Origin of the sequence: Variovorax paradoxus EPS (assembly GCF_000184745.1) — a bacterium.
Lineage (GTDB): Bacteria > Pseudomonadota > Gammaproteobacteria > Burkholderiales > Burkholderiaceae_C > Variovorax > Variovorax paradoxus_C.
Genome location: NC_014931.1, coordinates 1,198,843 through 1,221,992 on the forward strand (window position 1 = coordinate 1,198,843; position 23,150 = coordinate 1,221,992).

Consider the following 23,150-nt stretch of genomic DNA (forward strand, 5'->3'; position numbering starts at 1 on the left):
CCTGTAGGGCGCACGCCATCGCTACGGCAGAATCTGCTGGACACACAAAAAGGCAGATCAAGATGGCAGATGAAGCAGCGTCCAGGCCACTCAAGCTGGATCGCATCGACCTGCAGATCCTCGCAATCATTCAGCAAGATGCTCGATTGACGAACGTGATGCTGGCCGAGCGAATAGGCCTCTCCGCCAGCCCATGCCTTGAAAGGGTTCGTCGGCTCGAGAAGGGAAAGCTCGTGACCGCCTATCGCGCGGTGCTCAATCTCGAGAAGCTCATTCCGCATCTCTACACCTACATGGAGGTCACGCTGAAGAGCCACCATGCGCAGGATTTCATGCGGTTCGAGAAGTACGTCCTCAAGCAGCCCGAGATGCTGACCTGCAGCCTGATCAGCGGCGACTTCGATTACCTGATTCGGGTCATCTCCACCGACATCGCGCATCTGCATGCAATTTCGGAGCGCATGTTCAATGCGGAAGTCGGCGTCGAAAAGCACTTCACCTACATCTGCGTGAAAACGGTGAAGGACACGACCGAAGTCCCCATCGATGCCCTGCTGGCTGCTCGACAGCGCACAGCGCTCTGATCGGGGGGGCGCGACGAGGTCAGCGCGAGGTTGGCCTCGGAAGGGCGGTTGGTGCCGGGCGCATCCGGCTCGGATCGTTGGGCTGAAATCTGCCTGCGCGGGCAGCCACCGCAGCCGGAGCGCTTCGCCCGACGGGGCTCACCGAAAGGCGATGCCTCGGGGCCAGCGATGGCGCGTGCCGCCCGAGCGGCGGTCGGCCTTCTCGGGCACCGCGCCATTCGCGTTCAACTCGCAGCCTCGCAATTCGAGCCTGTGCAGGCACGAGAGAAAGAGTTCGTGATGCGTTTCGTCGAGCCCATCGAGAAGATCGATGTTCAGGCGAGCGATGCGGGGGAACAGCTCGTCGAAGAGCGCTCGGCCCGCCGCGCTCAGCTGCACATAAACCCTTCGGCGATCGTCGACGTCCTGGCGTCTCTCGATCAGCCGTTTTTCGAAAAGACTGTTCAGTCCGCGCGACGTGCGCACCCGGTCCAGCAGCATTCGCTCGGCGAGTTCCGATGAACCAAGCTCGCCGGCCTGCGCGAGCATGCCGATCATTCCCCACTCGCGGTGCGTGATGCCGAAGCCCCCTTCGACCATGCGCGTGGTCATGGTGCTGCAAGCGCGCATGCAGCGCCAGACTCGATAGAGAAGGAGATCGTCCAATGCGCACGGTGCGAGCGCTGCGGTGATGTCGGAAGAGGCTTGCAAGTGGATCCGCCTTCAGTGAGGACAGGGAAGACCTGATTCGCCTCAAATGCGTTGGCCGCCGTCGATCGGGATTTCCGTCCCGGTGATATAGGACGCCTTCTCGCTGCAGAGAAACTCGATCAGGTCGGCCACTTCTTCCACGGTGCCGAGGCGGCGCATCGGAATGTCGTTCTCCACGATCTGCGAGGTGCCGGGCGAAAGAATGTCTGTGTCGATCTCGCCGGGCGCAATCGCATTCACCCGCACGTTCAGGGGCGCCATGTCGTTCGCCATCTCCCGGGTCAATGCGGCCAGGGCCGACTTGGAGGTCGCGTAGGCCGAGCCGGCGAAGGGGTGCACGCGGCTGCCCGCGATCGAACACAGGTTGACCACGGAACCGCCCGCATTGGAGAGCTCCTGTGCAAATCCGCGCGTCAACACCAACGGTGCGTAGAAGTTGGTGTTGTACATCGACTGCCACACGTCCAGGTCGGTCGTGAGCGAGTTGACGCGGGTGCCTCCCGGGCCCTTCGGCGAGATGCCCGCGTTGTTGATCAGCGCGTGCAGCTTGGCTCCGCCCAACAAGGGCCGCAATGCCTCCACCGTCTTGAGGATCTGCTGCAGATCGGAAAGGTCCAGCGAGATGTGGGTGTTGCCCCCCTGGCTCCACGGGCACGCGTCGGGCGGCGGCGTGCGGGACACCGTGATCACTCGCCATCCCAGGTCCCGAAAGCGCTGGGCGGTGGCATGGCCAATTCCGCGGCTGGCACCCGTAACGATTGCGGTCTTGGTTTCTAGCATTTGCAGTCCTTCAATGGTTCAGAAGAGGCACGCGCTCATCGGCGATCAGGCGAGGTCTTTGCGGGCGCCGCATCGAATCTTTCCTGCGACATGTCGCGGATCCCGTCCTGGATGATGTCGAGAACTGCTGGACGATTACATTGAACCTGTCGGTATGGACAGGATTTTTTCCCTCGAGAAGATCGATCCGCCGCAGGTTCTTCTGTGACGCCGGCGATGCCGCCCGAATCGAAGGATCCGTAAGAAACGCGAAGACGCCGGGACGAAAAACATCCCGGCATGCATCGGACCACAGCGGTCGGCTGCGCGTCGGCCCTCTGCCGAGGGGCCAGGGAACCTCAGCCCTGCTTGCGCATCGCGAAGCAGGCCCCCGCCACCAGGATGAACGCCCCGATGATCACCTTCTGCCAGGTGCTCGGCACGCCCGCGAGGATCAGCACGTTGTTGATCAGCGTGACCAGCACCACGCCCAGCAGCGTGCCGCCCACGGTGCCGCTGCCGCCGGTGATGCGCGCGCCGCCGAGGATCACGGCGGCGATCACGTCCAGCTCGTTGCCGACGAGGTCGAAGGGGTTCGCCAGCCGCGTGCTCGAGACGTGCACGATGCCCGCCAGTCCCGAGAGGAATCCCGCGTACGCGAACACGAAGATGTGCACTGTGCGGAGGTTATAGCCCAGCCGTTCGGCGATCGCGAGGCTGCCGCCGATGGCGTACACCGCGCGGCCGATGAGCGTGCGGTTCAGCAGCCACCATGTCAGCACCGCCGCGCCGGCCAGCACCAGCACCGTGGCGGGCAGCACCACGTGCAGGCCCTGCGCGGTGTCGAAGCGCCAGAGCGCCAGCTTGCCGAACGCGTCCATCGGCGCGGGCACGTTCATGAAGAACACGGTCCCGACGAAGGTCAGCAGGATGCCGCGGTACAGGTACTGCGTGCCGATGGTCACGATCAGCGACGGTGCCTTGAGCCAGTGCACCAGCAGGCCGTTGAACACGCCCAGCACCGCGCCGCTCACCGCGCCCGCGGCCAGCAACAGCGCGATGGGCGCTTCGGGAAAGTAGTTCAGCACCAGCTTCGTGATGCTGTACATCGTGAGCGCGGCAATGGCGGCGAACGACACGTCGATGCCGCCGGCCGCCAGCACGATCAGCACGCCCAGCGCAAAGAGCCCGAGCACGGTGCAGGCCCGCACGATGTCGATCAACACCGGCAACTGGAAGAAGCCCGGGTTGATGGCGCCGACCGCCAGGCACACCAGCACGATCAGCGCGAGCGTGAAGACCGAGGGGCGCTGCGCGAGCCAGCTGCGCCAGGAGGCCGTTGCCTTGGGAGCCGCTTGCGCAGCCGAAGCCGGCGTGGGCGCGGTCGTGGAATGCGCTTGCATGGTGGAAGCCGTCATGAGAATGCGGGGGAAGCAGAAGAGGGGGAGTCGGAAACCAGCGCGTGGTAGAGCTCGCTTTCGGCGAGGCCCTCGGCGTCGAAGTCGTTGGCGATGCGGCCCTTGCGCATCAGCAGGATGCGGTCGCAGTTCTGCAGCAGCTCCTGCAGGTCGTCGCTGACGAGGATCACACCGAGGCCCTGCTCGGCCAGCCGCTGCACGATGCGATAGATGGTGTCCTTGGAGCCGACGTCCACGCCCACGGTGGGGCCGTGGAGGATCAGCACGCGCGGATCGATGGCCAGCCAGCGGCCGATGAGCACGCGCTGCTGGTTGCCGCCCGAGAGCGACTGCACCGGCCGGTCGACATCGGGCGTGGCGATCTGCAACTCGCTCACGGTGCGTTCGGCCAGCGCCTGGCACTGCTTGCCGTCGAGCGCGCCGAAGCGCCCGCGCAGGCGACCGAGCACGGCCGTGACGATGTTGTCGCGAATCGGCTTGTCGAGAAAAAGGCCCTCGCTCAGCCGGTCTTCCGGCACGTAGCCGATGCCCTGGCGGATGCCGTCGCTCGGCGTCTTCAGCGTGACCTGCTGGCCGTCGAGCGAAATGCGCCCGCGGTCGGCGGCCTGCACGCCGGCCAGGGCCAGCGCCAGTTCGTTGCGGCCCGAGTCGAGCAGCCCGGTGATGCCCAGGATCTCGCCCTTGTGCAGCGTGAAATTCACATCGCTGAACTGCGCGCCGCGGCCGAGCGCCTCGACCTTGAGCAGCGTGTCGCCGCCGTGCGTCCGGTGGCGGTAGCGCGCGCCGTCGAGTTGCTTGCCCGTCATCCAGTGCGCGAGCTCGGCCTTGGTGAAGTCGCGGATCGGCCCCTGTGCCACCTTCGTGCCGTCACGGAACACGATGGCCTGGCCGCCCATGGCCATGCACTCGTCGAGCTTGTGGCTCACGAACAGCACGGCCACGCCCTGCGCGCGCAGGTGCTCGACCACGTGCACGAGGTTGTCGACTTCCTTCTGCGTGAGCGAGGTGGTGGGCTCGTCCATGATGACCATGCGTGCGCGCGTGGCCACGGCGCGTGCGATGGCCACGAGCTGCCGCGTGGCGATGGGCAGCTCGTCGACGCGGCGCGCCAGAAAGGCCGCGTCGGTCGGCAGCTTCACCGTTTCGAGCGCGCGCACGGCCGTGGCGGCCACCGCCTTGCGGTCGAAGCGCCGCGCGAGCTTGCCGCCGGTGGCGACCAGCTGCTCGCTGAGCGCGACGTTCTCGGCCACGCTCATGTTCGGCAGCAGCGAGAGGTCTTGATAGACCGTCTCGATGCCCAGCGTGAGCGCCTCCAGCGGCGACAGCGATTCGTGCGGATGGCCATCGATCACGATGCGCCCCTGGCTCGGCGGCTGCGCGCCCGAGATGATCTTGATGAGCGTGCTCTTGCCGCAGCCGTTCTCGCCGAGCAGGTGGTAGATCTCGCCGGCTTCGATCGTGAGGTCGATGCCGCGCAGCGCGTGCACGCCCGCGAAGCGCTTGTGCACGTCCTGCACTTCGAGGAAGACACGGCGCCCGGTGCCGGGCACCGGGGCTTGCGTGGAAGGCGCGGTAAGGGTCATACGCTCAAGAGGTCCGGAAGATCAGAAGGCGTACTTCTTGTAGTTCTGCTTGTCGACCTCGACCCAGGCCTGGCCCGTGACGATGACGCCGACGCCCGGACCCTTCTTCACCGAGACCTTGTTGTAGCCCTGCACGCCCATGTCGGTGCCGTCGGTGATGGTCTTGCCGTCCAGCAGCATCTTGGCGGCCTTGTTCATGACGATGCCGGCGTCCTTCGGGTCCCAGAAGGCGATGCCGCCGACCGCGCCCGATTCGAGGAACTTGGCCGCCTCGCTCGGCAGGCCCGTGCCGTACACGCAGACCTTGCCCTGCAGGCCGGCTTCTTCCACCGCGCGGCCGATGCCCAGCACGTCGAGCGACGAGGAGCCCTGGAAGCCCTTCAGGTCGGGGTGCTTGCGCAGCATTTCCTTGGCCTTGCCGTAGGCCTTTTCCGCGTCGTTGAGCGACTCGTTCTTGGCGTCGACCAGCTGCATCTTGGGGTACTTCTTCGCGTTGTTGGCGCCGCCGTCGGCCCACTGCACCTGCGACTGGCTGCCCAGCGAGCCGACCAGCGAGGTCCATTTGCCCTGCTGGCCCATGCAGGCGGCCAGGCGTTCGTTGATGCGCGCACCGTAGGCCGTGTTGTCGAAGGCCTCGATGTCGACCATGGTGTTCTTCTGGTTGTCGGCCTCGTGCGTCACGACCTTGATGCCGCGTTCCATGGCGCGCTTGAGCACCGGCTCAAGCGTGGGCGGGTCCATCGAGACCACGGCGATGGCGTCGACCTTCTTGGCCACCAGGTCTTCGATCAGGCGCTGCTGCTGCGCGGCGTCCGACTGGGCCGGGCCGATCTGGCGCGTGGCCACGCCGGGGGTGCTGGCGCCGAATTCCTTCACGCCCACTTCCATGCGGTTGAACCAGCTGATGCCGGTGATCTTCACCACGGTGACGATGTCCTGCGGCTTGCCCTGCGCGTGCAGCGCGGAGGCGAAGGCCACGGTGCCCAGTGCGAGCACGGTGCAGGCGATCTTTGTTTTCTTCAGCATGTCTTTTGTCTCCTAGCCCTCGGTGGTTCTTTGCGTCGCGCCAGGAGGGGACTGGTGCGGCGGTGCGCTGGAGCGCGTAATCGAAACGAAGCTGCGCAGGTCGGCCAGGCTGAGCCGTGCCGATGCGAGGAAGAACAGCAGCAAGAGGCCCCAGGCGCAATCGCGGAAGAAGTTGGAAATGCCCAGCAGGTTGAAGGTGCTGGACAAAAGCTGCAGCGCCACGGCCGAGAAGAACAGGCAGGTCATGCGCCCGTAGCCGCCCTGCGGACGCACGCCCGCCATCACGGTGATGAGGATGGCGATGAGCAGGTAGGAGTTGCCGTAGTCGGACTTCACGCTGGCCGTGCGCGCCGCGATGATCACGCCCGCCACCGCGGCGAGCACGCCGCACAGCGCATAGGTCGCCACCAGCATGCGGTTCTGCGAAATGCCCGCGTAGCGCGCCGCCTTGGCGTTGGTGCCCAGCAGGAAGAGGCGGATGCCGAACGGGCTCTGCTTCAGAAGCCAGCCCACGCCCAGCAGCATCGCCACGAAGATGACGAAGGGAATCGGCACGCCCAGCACCATCTCGTTGCCGATGGCCGAGAGCGGCTCGGCATCGCCTACACGCAGGCTCGAGCCGCCGGTGAGCACCACGGCGAAGCCGGTGTAGAGCAACTGCGTGCCCAGCGTGCAAAGAATGGGCGTGAGGCCGGCGCGCGCGATCAACAGCCCGTTGAGCAGCCCGCCCACCAGGCCCACCGCCAGCGCGATCACGGCGAACCATGCCGTGTAGATCCAGGGCGAAGCATCGGGCGCCGCGAGCATCGGTGCCACCGTGGCGGCAACCACGCCGGCCAGGTTGGCGAGCGCCACGCCCGACAGGTCGATGCCGCCGTTGCCCGAGATCATCGACAGCGCCACGCCCATGGCCAGCAGGCCGAGCTCGGGCAGTTGGCCGCCCATCGACTGGAAGTTGTAGACGTCGAGGAAGTCGCCCTTGGACAGCACCGTCGCGACCACGAGGATCACCACGTTGATGGCGACCAGGAAGTTGAGTTCGCGGTCTGAAAACCTGGAGGTCATGCGGGCTCCTTCAGTGGGTGCGGTGCATCAGCGCATCGACTTCGGCGCGCCTGGGCATCGAGGGCGCGGTGCCGGCGCGCGTGACCGAGATGGCGGCCACCGCCGAGCCGAAGCGCGCGGCTTCCAGCGGCGAGGCGCCTTCGGCCAAGGCCGCCGCGAAGCCGCCGTTGAAGGCGTCGCCCGCGCCGGTCGTTTCCTTCACGGCACCGGCGTTGAACACGGGGATGTGCACCGAGCCGCTCGCGCTGTGCAGCAGCGCACCCTTGTCGCCGAGCGTGATGAGCGCACAGCCCACGCCCTTGGCCAGGAAGAAGTCGCCCGCGCGGCGCGCGTCGTCGATGGTTTCGACCGTCATGCCGCTCAGCGCCGCGGCCTCGTGCTCGTTCGGCGTGATGTAGTCGCACAGGGCGTACAGCGCGTCGTCGAAGGGCAGGGCGGGCGCGGGGTTGAACACCGTCACCGTGCCGGCGGCGCGCGCCAGTTCCAGCCCGCGCTGCGCGGCGCCGGCGGGCTGTTCGAGTTGGGTGACGAACACGCGCGCACCGCGGATGGCGTCGGCCGCCGCATCCACGTCGGCCGCGTCGATCAGGGCTGCCGCGCCCGGCACCACGATGATCGCGTTGGCGCCCGTGACCTCGTGCACGTAGATGAAGGCTGCGCCGGTCGGCTGGTCCGCCACCTGCGGGGTGCGCGGCGTGATGCCTTCCTCGGCCCAGAGCGCGAGCGCGTTGGCGGCGAAGGCGTCCTGCCCGAGCTTGGAGATGAACGTGACCCCCGCGCCTGCGCGCGCTGCCGCCACCGCCTGGTTCGAGCCCTTGCCGCCCGGGCCCATGGCGAAGCCCGAGCCCGCGATGGTCTGGCCGACGCCGGGAAGTTGGGCCGCGCGGAAGGCGAGGTCGGCCACGAAGATGCCGAGCACGGCGACGCCGCGCTGCTGTGAAGAGACGGGGATGGCGGTCATGCGATCAGGCCTCGGGTGCGAGGACGCCCTTCTTGAAGATGAAGCAGCCGTAGAAACGGCGCTCGCCCGTGGCGATGACGCAGTAGGCGCGGCGCGCGGCTTCGTAGAAGGCGAAGCGCTCGATGGAGCCCAGCGGGCGGGCGCGTCCCTCGGCCGCATCGATCTCGCGCTGCATCTCCTGCTGCACCGGCGGGATCTCGTTCGGCTCGCCCATGATCTCCATGCGCCGCGCGGGATCGTCCACCGCGTTGTCCAGCGGCAGCACCGAAAGAATGGCGCGCGCCGCCTCGGTGGTGCCCACGCCGTCGATGCGCAGCAGCCGGCCCAAGGTGGTCTGGCGTGCGACCGAATCGGCCGGGAAGTTGGCGTCGCACAGCACCAGTTCGTCGCCATGGCCCATGGCGCGCAGGGCGTAAAGCACGTCCGCATTGAGCAGCGGATGGATGGACTTCAGCATGTTTGTCTCCGTGAAGGATTTGTCGTTCTTTCGACGTATCTTAGAGAAAGAAAACGTTTGCGCAAACGTTTGCTATTCGGGGATTTCCCTTGGTTTCCTTGATTCGGTTGGACACCGGGCGCTCATTCGCCATAGGGAATCCAGATGTTCTTGACCTGGGTGGCATGCCGCAGGAACAGCGCGCCTTCGGCCGAGGCGGCGTCGTGCCAGTTGGTGGCCAGGCCTTGGTCGACCAGCGTGCGCTTGAGGTTGCCCACCGACAGCCGCTCGGCGTTGCGCGAGAGCGCCTTCGCGCCGAAGACCCAGAGCGCATCGACGTCGTCGTGCTCGGCGAGCGTCTGCACGAGGCTGGCCGCGTGGCCGGTCACGAGGTTGATCACGCCGGCCGGCAGGTCGGAGGTTTCGAGCACTTGATAGAAGTCGGTCGCCACCAGCGGGTGCTTCTCGCTCGGCACGATCACCGTGCGGTTGCCCATGGCCATGAGCGGCGCGAACAGGCTCACGAAGGACAGCAGCGGTGCCTCGTCAGGGCACACCACGCCGACCACGCCGATGGGCTCGACGGTGGCCAGCGCTACGCCGCGCAACGGGGGCACGTGCACCGTGCCTTCGTACTTGTCGGCCCAGGCGCCGTAGGCGAAGAGGCGGCTCACGGAGGCATCGACCTCGGACTCTGCCGCCGGCGCGCCCACGCCGGTCAGGCTGGCGATGCGCCCGGCGAATTCGTCGGCGCGGGCCGCGAGGTTTTCCGCGAGGTAGTAGAGCGCCTGCGCGCGGCGGTGCGGAGTGGCGCTCGACCAGCTCGCGGCAGAGCGCGCGGCGGCGACGGCGTTGCGGATGTCCTTGCGGTTGCCGGTGCCGACCTCGCCCACGCGTTGCCCGTTCGCCGCGAGCACCGGGTGCGAGAGCTCGCCGTCAGGGCGCACCTGCTTGCCGCCGACGAACAACTTGGCGGTGCGGTCGATGGGCGGCAATACAGACGAAGGCTTGGCCTGCGTCTTCGAGGCTTCGTTCGCCGCGTTCGTCGCAACGGCGGCTGTACGCGGCTTGCGCTCGGCCCATGCGCGCGGCTTCAGGTACTCGTAGCAGCCCTCGCGCCCGCCTTCGCGGCCGTAGCCCGATTCGCGGTAGCCGCCGAAGCCCACGCCCGCATCGAACAGGTTGGTCGCGTTGACCCACACCACGCCGGCCTGCAGTTGCGGCGCGACGCCCAGCGCCAGCCCGATGGTCTCGCTCCACACGCTCGCGGCCAGGCCGTAGCGCGTGTTGTTGGCGAGGGCGACCGCTTCGTCGGGCGTGCGGAAGGTCATCGTCACCAGCACCGGGCCGAAGATCTCCTCGGTCGCCACGGTCGATGCGGGATGCACGTTGGTCAGCAAGGTCGGCGGGAAGAAGCTGCCGCCCGGCGGCAGTGCGCCCGGCGCCTGGTAGCAGTTCGCGCCTTCGCGCACGCCGGTGGCCACCAGTGTGCGCACGCGCTCGAGCTGGGTGGGATCGATCAGGCTGCCCATGTCGATCGCCTTGTCCAGCGGCGAACCCACGCGCAGGCTCTGCATGCGGCGCTTCAGGCGCTCGATGAAGTCGGCCGCAATGCCTTCCTGCAGCAGCAGCCGCGAACCGGCGCAGCACACCTGGCCCTGGTTGAACCAGATGGCATCGACCACGCCTTCGACGGCCGCGTCGATGTCCGCGTCGTCGAACACGATGAAGGGCGACTTGCCGCCCAGCTCCAGCGTGAGCGACTTGCCCGAGCCGGCGGTGGCTTCGCGGATGAGGCGGCCCACGTCGGTCGAGCCGGTGAAGGCGATCTTGTCGACGCCTTCGTGCGCGACCAGCGCCGCGCCGGTGGCGCCGTCGCCGGTCACCACGTTCAGCACGCCCGGCGGCAGGCCGGCCTCCGCGGCCAGTTCGGCGAAGAGCAGCGCGCTCAGCGGCGTGAGCTCGGCGGGCTTGAGCACCACCGTGTTGCCCAGGGCGAGCGCGGGCGCGATCTTCCACGCGAGCATCAGCAGCGGGAAGTTCCACGGAATGATCTGGCCGACGACGCCCAGCGGCACCTGGTCGGCGAACTCGCGTTCCTGCAATTGCGCCCAGCCGGCATGGTGATAGAAGTGGCGCGCCACCAGCGGCACGTCCAGGTCGCGCGTCTCGCGGATCGGCTTGCCGTTGTCCAGTGCCTCGACCACCGCGAGCAGGCGTGCATGGCGCTGCACCATGCGCGCCAGGGCGTAGAGATGGCGAGCGCGGCCGTGGCCGCCGAGCGCGAGCCAGCCGGGCTGCGCGGCGCGCGCCGCAGCAACGGCCGCGTCCACGTCCTGCGCGGCACCCTGCGCGATACCGGCCAGGCACTGGCCGGTCGCGGGCTCGGTGGTGTCGAACTGCGCGCCGGCCGATGCCGCGGTGAAGCGCCCGTCGATGAAGTGGCCGAAGCCTTCGGCATGGCGTGCGAGCCATTGGCGCGCGTCGGTGTCGCTCTCTGGCGCGGGGCCGTAGTCCATGGTGTCGAAATAGCGTGCGACGCTGCTGTTGCTGTGGTTCTGGCTGCTGCTCATCGGGTCATCCGATCGGGTGGCGGTTGAAGGCCGAGTAGCGGCCGGTGACGTGGTGCTCCAGCTGGCGCTCGATGTCGGCCAGCAGCGTGGAGGCGCCGATGCGGAACAGGTCGGGCTCGAGCCAGGCGCGGCCCAGCTCCTCCTTCATGAGCACCTGGTAGTCGAGCGCGGTCTTGGCGGTGGAGACGCCGCCCGCGGGCTTGTAGCCCACGCGAAATCCGGTGCGGGCTTCATACTGGCGGATCATGCGCAGCATCACCAGCGTGACCAGCGGCGTGGCGTTCACGCCTTCCTTGCCGGTGGAGGTCTTGATGAAATCCGCGCCGGCCATCATGCAGACCATCGAGGCCTTGGCCACGTTGCGCAGCGTCTTCAGTTCGCCCGTGGCGAGGATGGCCTTGACGTGCGCGTTGCCGGCTGCGCTGCGGAAGTCGCGCATCTCGTCGTAGAGCTTCTGCCACTGACCGGTGAGCACTTGTTCGCGGGTGATGACGATGTCGATCTCCGCCGCGCCATCGCGCACCGAGGCTTCGATTTCCTTGAGCTTGAGCTCATGCGGAATCAACCCCGCCGGGAAGCCCGTGGACACCGCGGCCACCGGGATGCCGGTGCCCGCGAGCGCCTCGACCGCGGTCGACACGAAGCGGTGGTACACGCACACCGCGCCCGTGTGCAGCGTGCGGTCGGCAAAGCCCAGCGCGGCCAGCAGGTCGGCGCGCACGGGCGTGACTGCCTTGGCGCAGAGCCGGCGCACGCGCTCGGCCGTGTCGTCGCCGTTGAGCGTGGTCAGGTCGATGCAGGTGATGGCCTTGAGCAGCCAGCCGGCCTGCGCATCCTTCTTGACCGAGCGGCGCCCCGGCAGCGTGGCCACGCGGCGCTCCGCAGCGGAGAGATTGATGCGGATGCCTTCGAACCAGCCGCTGTCGAAAGGCTGCGCGGTGTTGCGCGCGGCGGCGTGCGGCTGCGCTGGTGCTTCAGTGGTTGCGACAGGGGTCGCTGGCGTGAGCGCTGCGACGGCACTGGCGGGCGGCGCCGGCCGCGAGCGCACGGCGCCGCTGCTGCGAACGAGGGAGGTGGATGTCATGGCGTGAGGGGCGCCGTGGCGCGCAGGGGCCGCAGGTGCGGCGGGCAGGCAAAGGGCATGTCTTGTGTGTCTCCGGTGCTGCGTCGCGCGGCGGCGCAGCGGTGGTGTCGTTCGTCGTGCGTGCCGTCGTGCAGGGCCGGCGGCGTGTTGATGTGAATGTTAGAACAACAACATTTAGTCAGGCAAGATGTTTTTGAAATAACATTTAAAAACCTGCGATGACCGATACTCGGGCGCTTGGAACAGAGGAACCCGAACATGCGAAAGACCGCAGGAGCCGAGGCCCGGGCCGTGCGCCTGGCGAAGATGCAGGAACTCGTCGAGGCCGGCGGCCCGCTGCCCATCAAGCAGGCGGCCCAGCGGCTCGACGTGACCGAGATGACCATCCGCCGCGACCTGTCGTCGGCCGATTCGCCGCTCTCCGTGTTGGGCGGCTACGTGCTGGCGACCACGCTGCCGGGCGCCGAGCGCTACTCGCTCGACGAGGCCAGCGACCAGCACGCCGCCAACAAGCGCCTGGCCTGCGAGCGCGCGGCCGAGTGGGTGCAACCGCACGACAGCCTGTTCATCGACTGCGGGACCACGATGGTCCACTTCGCGGAAGCGTTGCCGCCCGACATGCCGTTGAGCGTCGTGTGTTACTCCACGAACATTGCAGCGGTGCTCAGCCGCCGGCCGAATACGCAACTGATGCTGATGGGCGGGCTGTATCACCCCTCATCGGCCACTTTCTTTTCCGACGAAGGGCTGCAGTACCTCGACAAGTTGGGCGTGAACAAGGCCTTCATCTCGGCCGGCGGGCTGGACGTTGCGCGCGGCGCGAGCTGCTCCAACTTTCACGAGGTGCCGGTGAAGCAGGCGGCCATCCGCAGCGCGTCGGAGAGTTTTCTCATCGTCGACGAAAGCAAGCTGGGCACGCTGAGGCCTGCGTTCTTCAGCCCGCTGCAGGCCTTCGCGCGGATCGTGGTGGGCGGCGCGCCGGCTGCGGCCGTCAAGAAGCAATTCAAGGAACTGCCGGTGGAGTTCGCGCGGGCTGATTGAAGTCGCCTGAAGGCGCTCTGACGTCGTCCGCCATGCGCGCTCTTTCCGGCGCTCCGCCGGGCCGCATGGATGCAAAGGCTCAGATGCGGTTTCCGGCCTTGCCTTTGTCTGCCGAGACCAGCCGCGACGACGCGGCACCCGCCTTCGCCTTGGCCCCCGTCAGGTGCCCGAGCGGCAGCGCCACCTCCGACTTGATCTCGCGCAGCACGATGCTCGACCGCACGTGCGTCACGCCCGGCAGGCTGAAAAGCACCTCGTGCAGAAAGCGCTCGTAATGCTTCATGTCGGGCACCGTCACGTGGAGGATGTAGTCCGCCGGCCCGGTGGCCGACACGCAGCGGATGATCTGCGGGCTCGCGGCCACCACCTCCTCGAAGCGCTGCACCATCGCCTCGCTGTGGCGATCCAGGTTCACCTCGGCCACGGCCGAGACGTGCAGGCCCACGAGTTCGGGATCGATCATGGCCGTGTAGCCGCGGATCACGCCAGCCGCCTCCATGTCCTTGATGCGCTTCCAGCAGGGTGTGGGCGAGAGCCCGACGGCCTCTGAAATCTGCTGCACCGTCTGCCGGCCGTCGTGCTGCAGCGCGGAAAGGATCTTGAGGCAATGCTCATCAAGAGAAACAGAATCGACGTTCATGACGGTTTCCGAGAGGATTCTTCTTCAAACAAGGGTCTGCGCCAGTGTATTGAAGAAACACTTACTCGGGGTGCGGCAGAACAATTCCGGGCATGAACGCCCCACACAAGACGGCCGCGCTTCGACGGCCCGACTACCAGCTCTCCGACAACCTCTGGGCCGATGCCGGCTCGGTCTTCATCACCGGCACGCAGGCGCTGATTCGCATCCTGGCGATGCAGAAACAGCGCGACGCGGCGCGCGGCCTCAACACGCAGGGCTTCGTGAGCGGCTACCGCGGCTCGCCGCTGGGCATGGTCGATCAGGCCATCTGGAAGGCGGGTGATCGCTTCAAGCAGACCGGCATCCGTTTCGTGCCCGCGGTGAACGAAGAGCTCGCGGCCACGCAGGTGCTTGGCACGCAGCGTGTGGAGTCCGACCCCGAGCGCACCGTCGATGGCGTGTTTGCCATGTGGTACGGCAAGGGCCCGGGCGTGGACCGCGCGGGCGATGCGCTCAAGCACGGCAATGCGTATGGCTCGTCGCCGCACGGCGGCGTGCTGGTGGTGGCGGGCGACGACCACGGCTGCGTGTCGTCGTCGATGCCGCACCAGAGCGATCACGCCTTCATGGCCTGGCGCATGCCGGTGATGCAGCCCGCGAGCGTGGCCGAGTACCTGGAGTTCGGCCTGTACGGCTACGAGCTCTCGCGCTATTCGGGCGCGTGGGTCGGCATGGCGGCGCTGTCGGAAATCGTCGAGAGCGCGGGCACCGTGGACCTCGACGCGGTGAACGCGCGCGTGGCCGCCTGGGAAGACGCCGATGCCGTGCGCGCCGCCACCGGCCACGCCGCACCGCCCGACGGGCTGCACTACCGCTGGCCCGACCTGCCCTCGCTGCGCATCGAGTCGCGGCTGGAAGACAAGCTGGCGGCCGTGGCCGCATTCACGAAACGCAACAGCATCGACCGCCACGTCATCGTGAGCCCGCATGCGAAGGTCGGCATCGTCACCTGCGGCAAGGCGCACCACGATTTGATGGAGGTGCTGCGGCGCCTTGAACTCTCGCCCGAGCAACTCGCGCGCGTCGGCGTGCGCCTCTACAAGGTGGGGCTGAGTTTTCCGGTCGAGCAGACGCGCCTGAAGGAATTCGCGCGCGGGCTCGACGAGATCCTCGTGGTGGAAGAGAAGGGCGCGGTCGTCGAGACGCAGCTGCGCGACATCTTCTACAACGCACCGCCCGATGCGCGCCCCGTGCTCGTGGGCAAGCACGACCGCGACGGCCAGCCGCTGGTGTCGGCGCTCGGCGAGCTGCGGCCCTCGCGCCTCATCGAGCTGGTCGCGCACTGGCTGGCCGTGCACTTCCCCGACAACCACGACCTTGGCGATCACCTGCAGCATGTGCGCGACTTCACGCCGCCCGACCTGCTCGGCAATGCGAGCGATGCCGTCAAGCGCCTGCCGTACTTCTGCGCCGGCTGCCCGCACAACACCAGCACCAAGGTGCCCGAAGGCTCGACCGCGCGCGCCGGCATCGGCTGCCACTTCATGGCCAACTGGATGGACCGCAGCACCGCGGGCCTGATCCAGATGGGCGGCGAGGGCGTCGACTGGATCTCGCACGCGATGTTCACGAAGACGCCGCATGTGTTCCAGAACCTGGGCGACGGCACCTACTACCACTCGGGCTACCTCGCGATCCGCCAGGCCGTCGCGGCCAAGGCCACGCTCACCTACAAGATCCTCTTCAACGACGCGGTCGCGATGACCGGCGGACAGCCGGTGGACGGCGTCATCAGCGTGGACGCGATCGCGCGGCAGGTCGAATCGGAAGGCGTCACCAAGGTGGTGGTCGTGAGCGATGCCATCGACAAGTACGACGCCATCAAGAACCGCTTTCCCCAGGGCACCGAGTTCCACGACCGCGCCGCGCTCGACGAGGTGCAGCGCCGCCTGCGCGAAATGCCCGGCGTGACCGTGCTCATCTACGAACAGACCTGCGCCGCCGAAAAACGCCGCCGCCGCAAGAAGGGCGAGCTCGCCGATCCGCCCAAGCGCCTCTACATCAACGAGGCCGTGTGCGAAGGCTGCGGCGACTGCACCGTGCAGAGCAACTGCGTGGCCGTGCTCCCGCAGGAAACGCCGATGGGCCGCAAACGCAAGATCGACCAGACCAGCTGCAACAAGGACTATTCCTGTGCCAAGGGCTTCTGCCCGAGCTTCGTGGGCGTCACCGGCGGCAAGCTGCGCCGAAAGAGCGGCGCGCTCGCCGCCGGGCGCCATGCCTTCCTGCACCGCGTGGCCGCGCTCGCGCATCCCGCGCCGCATGCGTGGACCGGCCCCTACGACCTGCTGGTGACCGGCGTGGGCGGCACCGGCGTGGTGACGGTGGGCGCGGTCATCGCGATGGCCGCGCACCTCGAAGGCAAATCGGCCAGCGTGCTCGACTTCATGGGCTTCGCGCAGAAGGGCGGCTCGGTGCTGAGCTTCGTGCGCCTTGCCGACACGCCCGAGCGGCTGAACCAGGTGCGCATCGACACGCAGCAGGCCGACGCCATCCTCGCGTGCGACGTGGTGGTGGGCGCCTCGCCCGACGCGCTGCAGACCGTGCGGCACGGGCGCACGCGCGTGCTCGCGAACATCCACGAGATTCCAGTGGCCGAATCGCTGCGCAACCCCGATGCCGATCTGCACGTCGATCTGCTGCTGGAGAAGATGCGCTTCGTCGCGGGCGAGGAGCAGGTCGAGACCTTCGATGCGCAGAGCCTGGCCGAGGAGTTCCTCGGCGACACGCTGGCCGCGAACATCGTCGCGACCGGCTACGCGTGGCAGCGCGGGCTGGTGCCGTTGAGCCTGGAGGCGCTGATGCACGCGATCGAACTCAACGGCGTGGCCGTGGCGGCGAACCAGTCGGCGTTTTCGCTGGGGCGGCTCGCGGCGGGCGATGCGGCCGCGCTCGACCAATTGCGTGCGGCGCCCCTGCAAGCGCAGGCGCAGCAGCAAGCCGACGAGCGCCCGCTGGACGCGCTGCTCGCCGATGCGCGCCGCCATCTCACCGGCTACCAGAACGCGGCGTGGGCCGATCGCTTCGACCAGCGCATCCGCGCGCTGCAGGCGGCCGAATCCGCGCTGCCGGGCGGCGATGCGCGCCTGCCCTTCACGCGCAACGCGGCGCGCAGCCTGTTGAAGCTCATGAGCTACAAGGACGAGTACGAGGTCGCGCGCCTCTACACAGACGGCGCGTTCCTGCAGAAGCTGAAGGACCAGTTCGAGGGCGACCTGAAGCTCGAATTTCACATGGCCCCGCCGCTGCTCGCGCGCCCCGCGAACGGCCAGGCGCCCGCCAAGATTCGCCTTGGCGCGTGGATGCTGCCGGCAATGAAATGGCTGGCCCACGGCAAGCGGCTGCGCGGCACGGGCTTGGACCTGTTCGGCTACACGCAGGAGCGCCGGACGGAGCGCGCACTGATCGCGCAGTTCGACAAGCGGCTGGGCGAACTGGCGGCAGATCTTTCAGCGGCCAACCAGCAGCTTGCTGCGCAGATCGCGGCACTGCCGCTCTCGATCCGCGGCTTCGGGCATGTGAAGCTGGCCAACCTCGCGCTCGCCACCGGGCGCGAGGCGGAACTGCTGCACCGCTTCTCGCCGCAGCGCTATCCGAGACCCGAGAAGAACGCGAAGGCGGGGCAGTTCCGCGGGATTGCGGTCGTGTCGTCGCACTGAGCGGTCATCCGCGCGGCGACCGCGCGCCTGCTTTCGGCTGCGGGCCGCGAAAGACCGCCTTTCCCTTCGCGCGTCCCGCCTCGGCACAGCCGGCGAACAACGACCGCAAGCGGAGGAAAAAACACGGTCAGCCCCTGCACAGGTTCAGCACAAATACTCTCTATGCAGCGCCCGGGGACCTGCATATCCTCGGCTTTTCTTGGGCTATCCTCTCGCCCGACGCGCGTAGCGATTTTTTACACATCCATGGGGCTGACGCGTGCCCGAGCGAAGGGAGAGAGACAAATGCGCTTGATCGTCATCGAACTGCTGTTGGCCTTGGTGCTGCTGCCGTTGAGCGGCCTTTTCTGGTGGTGGGCCTTCGGCATGGGCGGTTGGGCGCTCGCCGGTTTTCTCGTTCTCGTCGGCATCGCCTTGTTCCTCGTGCTGCGCGGCGTTCGCGCCACCAAGGACAAGCTGGGCCAGCCCGGCGACGACCAGGAGCAGTAGGCTCCGCGCCGGCAGGCCCTGCGGGCCCTGCATCGATCACTGACAGGCCTCCTTTTGGAGGCCTTTTTCATTTAATTTCCCACGCGGCGCGATATATCCCAATTCCCGATACCCCTTATCGCGGAATTCGTATGCCCATATTCGTCCTGAATTCTTTTTTCTCATTCGCTCTGCCGTTGAATGATTAAAGCGGATTCGCATGACCGAAAAGCGAAGAATCCATGGCATATGGATGACCGAAATTGAAAAACAATGCAAAAGTTTTAGCTCGAAATGAATGTGAAATTATTCATTTAGCTTTGTGAGTAATGGTTGCACGGTCTTGGTGCCATCTTCGTGTGCAGCGAGAAGAATTTCAGGTAAATCGAAAAACCTACAACCATTCAAATCGGGGCATGGATCCTTGGCGCAGTGCCCCTTTCAGGTGCTGCCGCATGCCCGTTTGAAGGATGTGGTAAGGGTTCTCCATTCGGGAAGTTCTCGTACACTGCACTCGAACACAAAATCTTACAAATAGGCGCGCAATATCAAAAACCCTCAAAAAATCCATTTCGTGGCACAGGCGCCACGATCTCCCTGTGCAGCGGGGTAATTAATAAGTCGCCATTTCAATGCCAGAAATGGCATTCCGGAATGCTGTTCCAAAGGCGGTTTTCCCAATGAAAACATCGTTCCAGAGAGTGCGATGACAGATGACCCTGCATGGCACAGGGTTGCACCACGAATAGACACGATTTTTTCGCCTGTGCGACGAAAAAATGCGTCTTCGGGCGCAGCGACAATTCAGTTTTCGACCTGCGCACCGGTAAATCCCGGGCTGCGCTTTGTGGTGCGCCGCGATCAAAGGGCCGACCCGTTTCAACCGGGCTCGACCTTTGCATAGGCCGCAGTTGAAGAAGAAATCAGATTTGCAATGGAGATCAATTTGACACGCTACGTGTACCTGATGGGGTGGAGCGCTGCCCTGGCCGGCGCGATGTTGCTCCAGGGCTGTGCGCCGGGCTTCGGCAGGATGGCCGCTTCCGAGCCCGACCTCGGCCCGGCGCCCGCCCTGTCCGCGGACGGCTCGCCCGAAGGCGCGCTCACGCCGATTTCGCCGTCGCTCATCCGCGCGATGGCCGATGCGCAACCGACCGCGGTGCCGGCCGACGTGAAGGCGCTGTTCGGCGAGGCCGCCCCGTACACCATCGGGCCGGGCGATGTCGTGGGCGTCATCGTCTACGACCACCCCGAGCTGCTCCCGAACGCCGGCGCCGTCATTTCCCAGCAGGTCGATCCGACCGGCATCAGCGTGGCGCCGGGCTTCATCGTCGGCGCCAACGGGGAGATCAGCTTTCCCTACATCGGCCGCGTGAAGATGCAGGGGCTCACCGAAATCGAGGCCTCCGACCTCATCACCAAGCGCATCGCGCGCTACATCAAGGAGCCGCAGGTCACGGTGCGCATCCAGTCGTTCCGCAGCCGCCGCGCGTTCGTCGAAGGCGAGGTGCGCTCGCCGGGGCTGCAGATCTTCACCGACGTGCCGATGACGCTGGCCGAAGCGCTCAACCGCGCCGGCGGCATCACGCCCAACGGCGACCGCTCGTTCGTCACGCTCACGCGCGGCGACCGCACCACGCTCATCGACCTCACGCGCCTGCAGGACCTGGGCAGCGGCGCCGGCAGCATTCCGCTGCAGAACGGCGACGTGGTGCTGGTGCGCAACCGCGACGAGAACAAGGTGGTGGTGATGGGCGAGGTGCTGCGGCCTTCGGCGCTGCTCATGCACAACGGGCGCCTGAGCCTGAACGAAGCGCTCGGCGAAGCCGGCAGCGCGAGCCTGGGCACCGCGAACACGGGGCAGATCTACGTCGTGCGCAACACCGCCAAGGGCACGCCGGCCGTGTTCCACCTGAATGCGAAGAACCCCGCCGCGCTCGCGCTGGCCGATCGCTTTCCGCTGCAGCCGCGCGACGTCGTCTACATCGACTCGGTGCCGCTCGTGAGCTGGAACCGCGTGGCCAGCCTGATCCTGCCGGCCGCCCAGGTGCTGGACATCGGCGACCGCGTCTACATGAACCACCGATGAAATCCGTGCTCACTGTCTGCATCGGCAACATCTGCCGAAGCCCGATGGCGGAAGGCCTGCTCGCGGCGGGCCTGCCGCACCTGCGCGTGGTGTCCGCGGGCACCGGCGCGCTCATCGGCCAGCCGGCCGACGCGACCGCGCAGAAGCTCATGCGGGCGCGCGGCATCGACATCTCGGGCCACGTCGCGCAGCAGGTGAGCCAACTCCTGTGCCGCCAGGCCGACCTGATTCTGGTGATGGACCTCGCGCAGCGCCGCCACCTCGAGTCGACCTACCCCTTCGTGCGCGGCAAGGTGTTCCGCATTGCCGACACGCTGGCGCAAGACGTGCCCGATCCCTATCGCCAAGGCGAAGCCGCATTCACCGATGCGCTGGCGCTCATCGAGGCCGGCGCCCGCTCGTGGATCGAGCGCGTCCTGAAGATCACAAAACCCGAGCATCAACTCACATGAATGCATCCACGCAAGCCGCCCCGCCGATGCAAGCGCCCGACGACGAAAGCGAAGGCATCAATCCCGCGGAGTACTGGGACATCCTGGTCGACAACCGCTGGCTCGTCGCAGCCGTGGTGGCCGTTTTCCTGTTCCTCGGCACGGCCTACGCGCTGCTGGGCAAGCCGGTCTACGAAGCCAACCTCGCGGTGCAGGTGGAAGACTCGGGCAACTCCGCCGGCAGCTTTCTCGGCGATGCGGCCTCGTCGCTCCTGAGCGTGAAGACGCCGGCCGCGGGCGAGATCGAAATCCTGCGTTCGCGCGCCATCCTGGGCAAGGCGGTGGAGAACACCAAGCTCTACATCAGCGCGCGCCCGCGCTACGCGCCCTTCGTGGGCAGCTACCTCGCGCGCCGCGCCACCGATCTTTCGGAGCCGGGCTTCATGGGGCTCGCGGGCTACGTCACCGGCACCGAGAAGATCCTCGTGCCGCGCTTCGACGTGCCGCCCGATTTCGAAGACAAGCCCTTCACGCTGACCGTCGGCACCAACGGCCAGTACGAGCTGAGCAGCCCCGACATCGACACGCCGATGAAAGGCACCGTCGGCACGCTGCTCTCGGCGAACGTGCCGAATGTCGTGAACGGCAGCGTGAGCCTGATGGTCACCAGCATCGAAGGCAAGCCGGGCGCGCAGTTCCAGCTCGTGCGCTCGTCCACGCAGAAGACGCTGCTCGCGCTGCAGGATGCGCTGAAGGTCGTCGAAAAGGGCAAGCAGTCGGGCGTGCTCGACGTGAGCTGGAAGAGCGCCGATCCCGAGAAGCTCACGCAGCTGCTCAACGAGATCGGCACGCTCTACGTGCGCCAGAACATGGAGCGCAAGGCCGCCGAGGCCGAGAAGACGCTGGGCTTCCTCGACACCGCGCTGCCGCAGTTCAAGAAGCAGCTCGAGCAGTCCGAAGACACCTACAACCGCTACCGCAACCAGAACGGCACGGTGAGCCTGGACGACGAAGCCAAGAACGCGCTCACGCAAACCGTCGACCTGCAATCCAAGCTGCTCGAAGCCGAGCAGAAGCGGCGCGAGCTCGCCGCGCGTTTCACCGACGAGCACCCCGCGGTGCAGACGCTCGACACCCAGGTCGTCGCATGGAAGGCGGCGCTGGCCAGCATCGATGCGCGCATCCGCAAGATGCCCGAGTTGCAGCAGAACACCGTGCGCATGCAGCGCGACATCAAGGTCAACACCGACCTGTACGTGTCGCTGCTCAACAGCTCGCTGCAGATGCGGCTGGCCAAGGAAGGCAAGGTCGGCAACGTGCGCCTGCTCGACGAGGCCATCGTTCCCGAAGAGGCGGTGTGGCCCAAGCGCCCGCTGGTCATTGCGCTCGCGCTCATCCTCGGGCTCGCCGCGGGCGTGGCGGCCGCGGTGGCGCGCAGTTCGTTCTTCGGCGGCATCCGCAACCCGGGCGAGATCGAGACCCACACCGGGCTCAACGTCTACAGCAGCATTCCGCTGAGCGCGGCACAGCGCGCGATCGACCGGAGCATCGAGAACAAGGCGGCCGGCCTGCACGTGCTCGCGCACCAGCAGCCCGAAGACCCGGCGGTCGAGAGCCTCCGGAGCCTGCGCACCGCGCTGCAGTTCGCGATGCTGGAAGCGACCAACAACCGCCTGCTCATTTCCGGTGCAACGCCCGGTGTAGGCAAAACGTTTATTTCGGTCAATTTCGCGGCCATTTCCGCCGCCGCCGGAAAAAGAGTTCTTTTGATTGACGCGGATTTGCGAAAAGGCCGGGTCAATCAATTCCTGTCGATTCCCCGTTCTTCGGGATTGTCGGAATTGATCGCAGGGACCCTCAGTTTTGAAAAGGCGGTGCGCCCGTCGGTGCTGCCGAACCTGGACATCATCACCACCGGCGTGCTGCCGCCCAATCCGGCCGAATTGCTGATGAGCGAATCCTTCGTGCAGGTGCTGGACAGGCTCTCGCCCGCTTATGACCTGGTGATCATCGACACGGCACCCGTGCTCGTGGCCGCCGATACCGCCTCGGTGGCGCCGCTGGCAAGCACCTTCCTTCTGGTCGCGCGGGCCGAAAAAACCCAGCTCGGCGAATTGAATGAAAGCGTCCGGCGCCTCGCGCATGCCGGTCGATCGGTAAATGGCGTAATTCTGAATGCTATTGACCTATCGCGCCGCCATGCGGGCAGTGGGGGCTATAAGTATGGCGCTTACAAGCATTTACAATACACATACAAAGCCAACAGGGATTCCACCTAGACCGTGAAAAATTGGAGTTAAATTCATCTTGATGCGCTTGACATTCAGGCAGTCGCATTGAGTTCATACTCAATTTGTATTCAGTCAAAACTTATGTAGTACCAATGAGCAGCAGTTCATTTTTACTACTTCTATCGAGTCCGTTGACCGCGCAATAGTTTTTGCACTGCAGAAGCTACGGGGCATTTGCGCGGGTTCTGTCGGCCAAAAAAATCAAGGGCCATAACCGAAGAGATGCGGGCGTTTTGCCCGCATGTGGAAAGGTGCGTCGCCAATGAAATACCTTGCTAAAGAAATTCTTTCGCGTTTCACCTCTGGATGG

18 protein-coding genes are annotated in these 23,150 nt (G+C 66.4%); 7 read left to right on the forward strand and 11 right to left on the reverse strand.

Annotated elements, in window-relative coordinates; all coding sequences use genetic code 11:
* Positions 1-62 precede the first annotated feature (62 nt).
* Complete coding sequence (locus VARPA_RS05360; RefSeq protein ID WP_013539538.1) at positions 63-584, forward strand: Lrp/AsnC family transcriptional regulator; 522 nt, start codon at positions 63-65, stop codon at positions 582-584.
* Between the two features lie 138 nt (positions 585-722).
* On the opposite strand, the gene VARPA_RS05365 is transcribed toward VARPA_RS05360, so the two are convergent.
* From VARPA_RS05365 to deoC, 10 genes are all read right to left on the reverse strand, one after another.
* Positions 723-1,274 (reverse strand): MarR family winged helix-turn-helix transcriptional regulator, encoded by a 552-nt coding sequence (locus VARPA_RS05365; RefSeq protein WP_013539539.1) that lies wholly within the window; start codon positions 1,272-1,274, stop codon positions 723-725.
* A 42-nt stretch (positions 1,275-1,316) separates the two neighbouring features.
* On the reverse strand, positions 1,317-2,054 hold the full coding sequence (locus VARPA_RS05370; RefSeq protein ID WP_013539540.1) for an SDR family NAD(P)-dependent oxidoreductase: 738 nt from the start codon (positions 2,052-2,054) through the stop codon (positions 1,317-1,319).
* Between the two features lie 338 nt (positions 2,055-2,392).
* The gene (locus VARPA_RS05375; protein ID WP_013539541.1) at positions 2,393-3,451 is read right to left on the reverse strand and encodes an ABC transporter permease; all 1,059 of its coding nucleotides are present in this window, start codon (positions 3,449-3,451) and stop codon (positions 2,393-2,395) included.
* Complete coding sequence (locus VARPA_RS05380) at positions 3,448-5,034, reverse strand: sugar ABC transporter ATP-binding protein (RefSeq protein WP_013539542.1); 1,587 nt, start codon at positions 5,032-5,034, stop codon at positions 3,448-3,450. Before VARPA_RS05380 ends, VARPA_RS05375 begins: the two co-directional genes overlap by 4 nt.
* A 21-nt stretch (positions 5,035-5,055) precedes the next feature.
* Positions 5,056-6,060 carry a substrate-binding domain-containing protein gene (locus tag VARPA_RS05385; RefSeq protein WP_013539543.1) on the reverse strand — a complete coding sequence of 335 codons (1,005 nt, stop codon included), beginning with the start codon at positions 6,058-6,060 and terminating at the stop codon, positions 5,056-5,058.
* A gap of 12 nt (positions 6,061-6,072) precedes the next feature.
* Positions 6,073-7,125: an ABC transporter permease gene (locus VARPA_RS05390; protein WP_013539544.1), complete on the reverse strand. Its 1,053-nt coding sequence runs from the start codon at positions 7,123-7,125 to the stop codon at positions 6,073-6,075.
* 10 nt (positions 7,126-7,135) lie between these two features.
* The gene (locus VARPA_RS05395) at positions 7,136-8,086 is read right to left on the reverse strand and encodes a ribokinase (RefSeq protein ID WP_013539545.1); all 951 of its coding nucleotides are present in this window, start codon (positions 8,084-8,086) and stop codon (positions 7,136-7,138) included.
* 4 nt (positions 8,087-8,090) lie between these two features.
* Positions 8,091-8,543: an RbsD/FucU family protein gene (locus VARPA_RS05400; protein WP_013539546.1), complete on the reverse strand. Its 453-nt coding sequence runs from the start codon at positions 8,541-8,543 to the stop codon at positions 8,091-8,093.
* A gap of 122 nt (positions 8,544-8,665) precedes the next feature.
* A complete protein-coding gene (locus VARPA_RS05405) occupies positions 8,666-11,095 on the reverse strand; it encodes an aldehyde dehydrogenase family protein (RefSeq protein ID WP_013539547.1) in 2,430 nt (809 codons plus the stop codon).
* Between the two features lie 4 nt (positions 11,096-11,099).
* Positions 11,100-12,179 (reverse strand): deoxyribose-phosphate aldolase, encoded by a 1,080-nt coding sequence (gene deoC, locus VARPA_RS05410; protein ID WP_013539548.1) that lies wholly within the window; start codon positions 12,177-12,179, stop codon positions 11,100-11,102.
* A 258-nt stretch (positions 12,180-12,437) separates the two neighbouring features.
* On the opposite strand from deoC, the gene VARPA_RS05415 reads away from it, so the two are divergent.
* Positions 12,438-13,220 (forward strand): DeoR/GlpR family DNA-binding transcription regulator, encoded by a 783-nt coding sequence (locus VARPA_RS05415; protein WP_013539549.1) that lies wholly within the window; start codon positions 12,438-12,440, stop codon positions 13,218-13,220.
* A gap of 79 nt (positions 13,221-13,299) precedes the next feature.
* On the opposite strand, the gene VARPA_RS05420 is transcribed toward VARPA_RS05415, so the two are convergent.
* The gene (locus tag VARPA_RS05420) at positions 13,300-13,860 is read right to left on the reverse strand and encodes an Lrp/AsnC family transcriptional regulator (protein ID WP_013539550.1); all 561 of its coding nucleotides are present in this window, start codon (positions 13,858-13,860) and stop codon (positions 13,300-13,302) included.
* 92 nt (positions 13,861-13,952) lie between these two features.
* Between VARPA_RS05420 and VARPA_RS05425 the strand changes: the two genes are divergently transcribed.
* From VARPA_RS05425 to VARPA_RS05445, 5 genes are all read left to right on the forward strand, one after another.
* Positions 13,953-17,561, forward strand: coding sequence for an indolepyruvate ferredoxin oxidoreductase family protein (locus VARPA_RS05425; protein WP_013539551.1), 3,609 nt, complete (start codon positions 13,953-13,955; stop codon positions 17,559-17,561).
* Between the two features lie 285 nt (positions 17,562-17,846).
* Positions 17,847-18,050, forward strand: coding sequence for a hypothetical protein (locus VARPA_RS05430; RefSeq protein WP_013539552.1), 204 nt, complete (start codon positions 17,847-17,849; stop codon positions 18,048-18,050).
* 913 nt (positions 18,051-18,963) lie between these two features.
* Entirely contained in the window at positions 18,964-20,118 is a 1,155-nt protein-coding gene (locus VARPA_RS05435; RefSeq protein ID WP_013539553.1) for a polysaccharide biosynthesis/export family protein, read from the forward strand.
* Positions 20,115-20,570: a low molecular weight protein-tyrosine-phosphatase gene (locus VARPA_RS05440; protein WP_013539554.1), complete on the forward strand. Its 456-nt coding sequence runs from the start codon at positions 20,115-20,117 to the stop codon at positions 20,568-20,570. Before VARPA_RS05435 ends, VARPA_RS05440 begins: the two co-directional genes overlap by 4 nt.
* Entirely contained in the window at positions 20,567-22,828 is a 2,262-nt protein-coding gene (locus VARPA_RS05445) for a polysaccharide biosynthesis tyrosine autokinase (RefSeq protein ID WP_013539555.1), read from the forward strand. Before VARPA_RS05440 ends, VARPA_RS05445 begins: the two co-directional genes overlap by 4 nt.
* Positions 22,829-23,150: the final 322 nt, after the last annotated feature.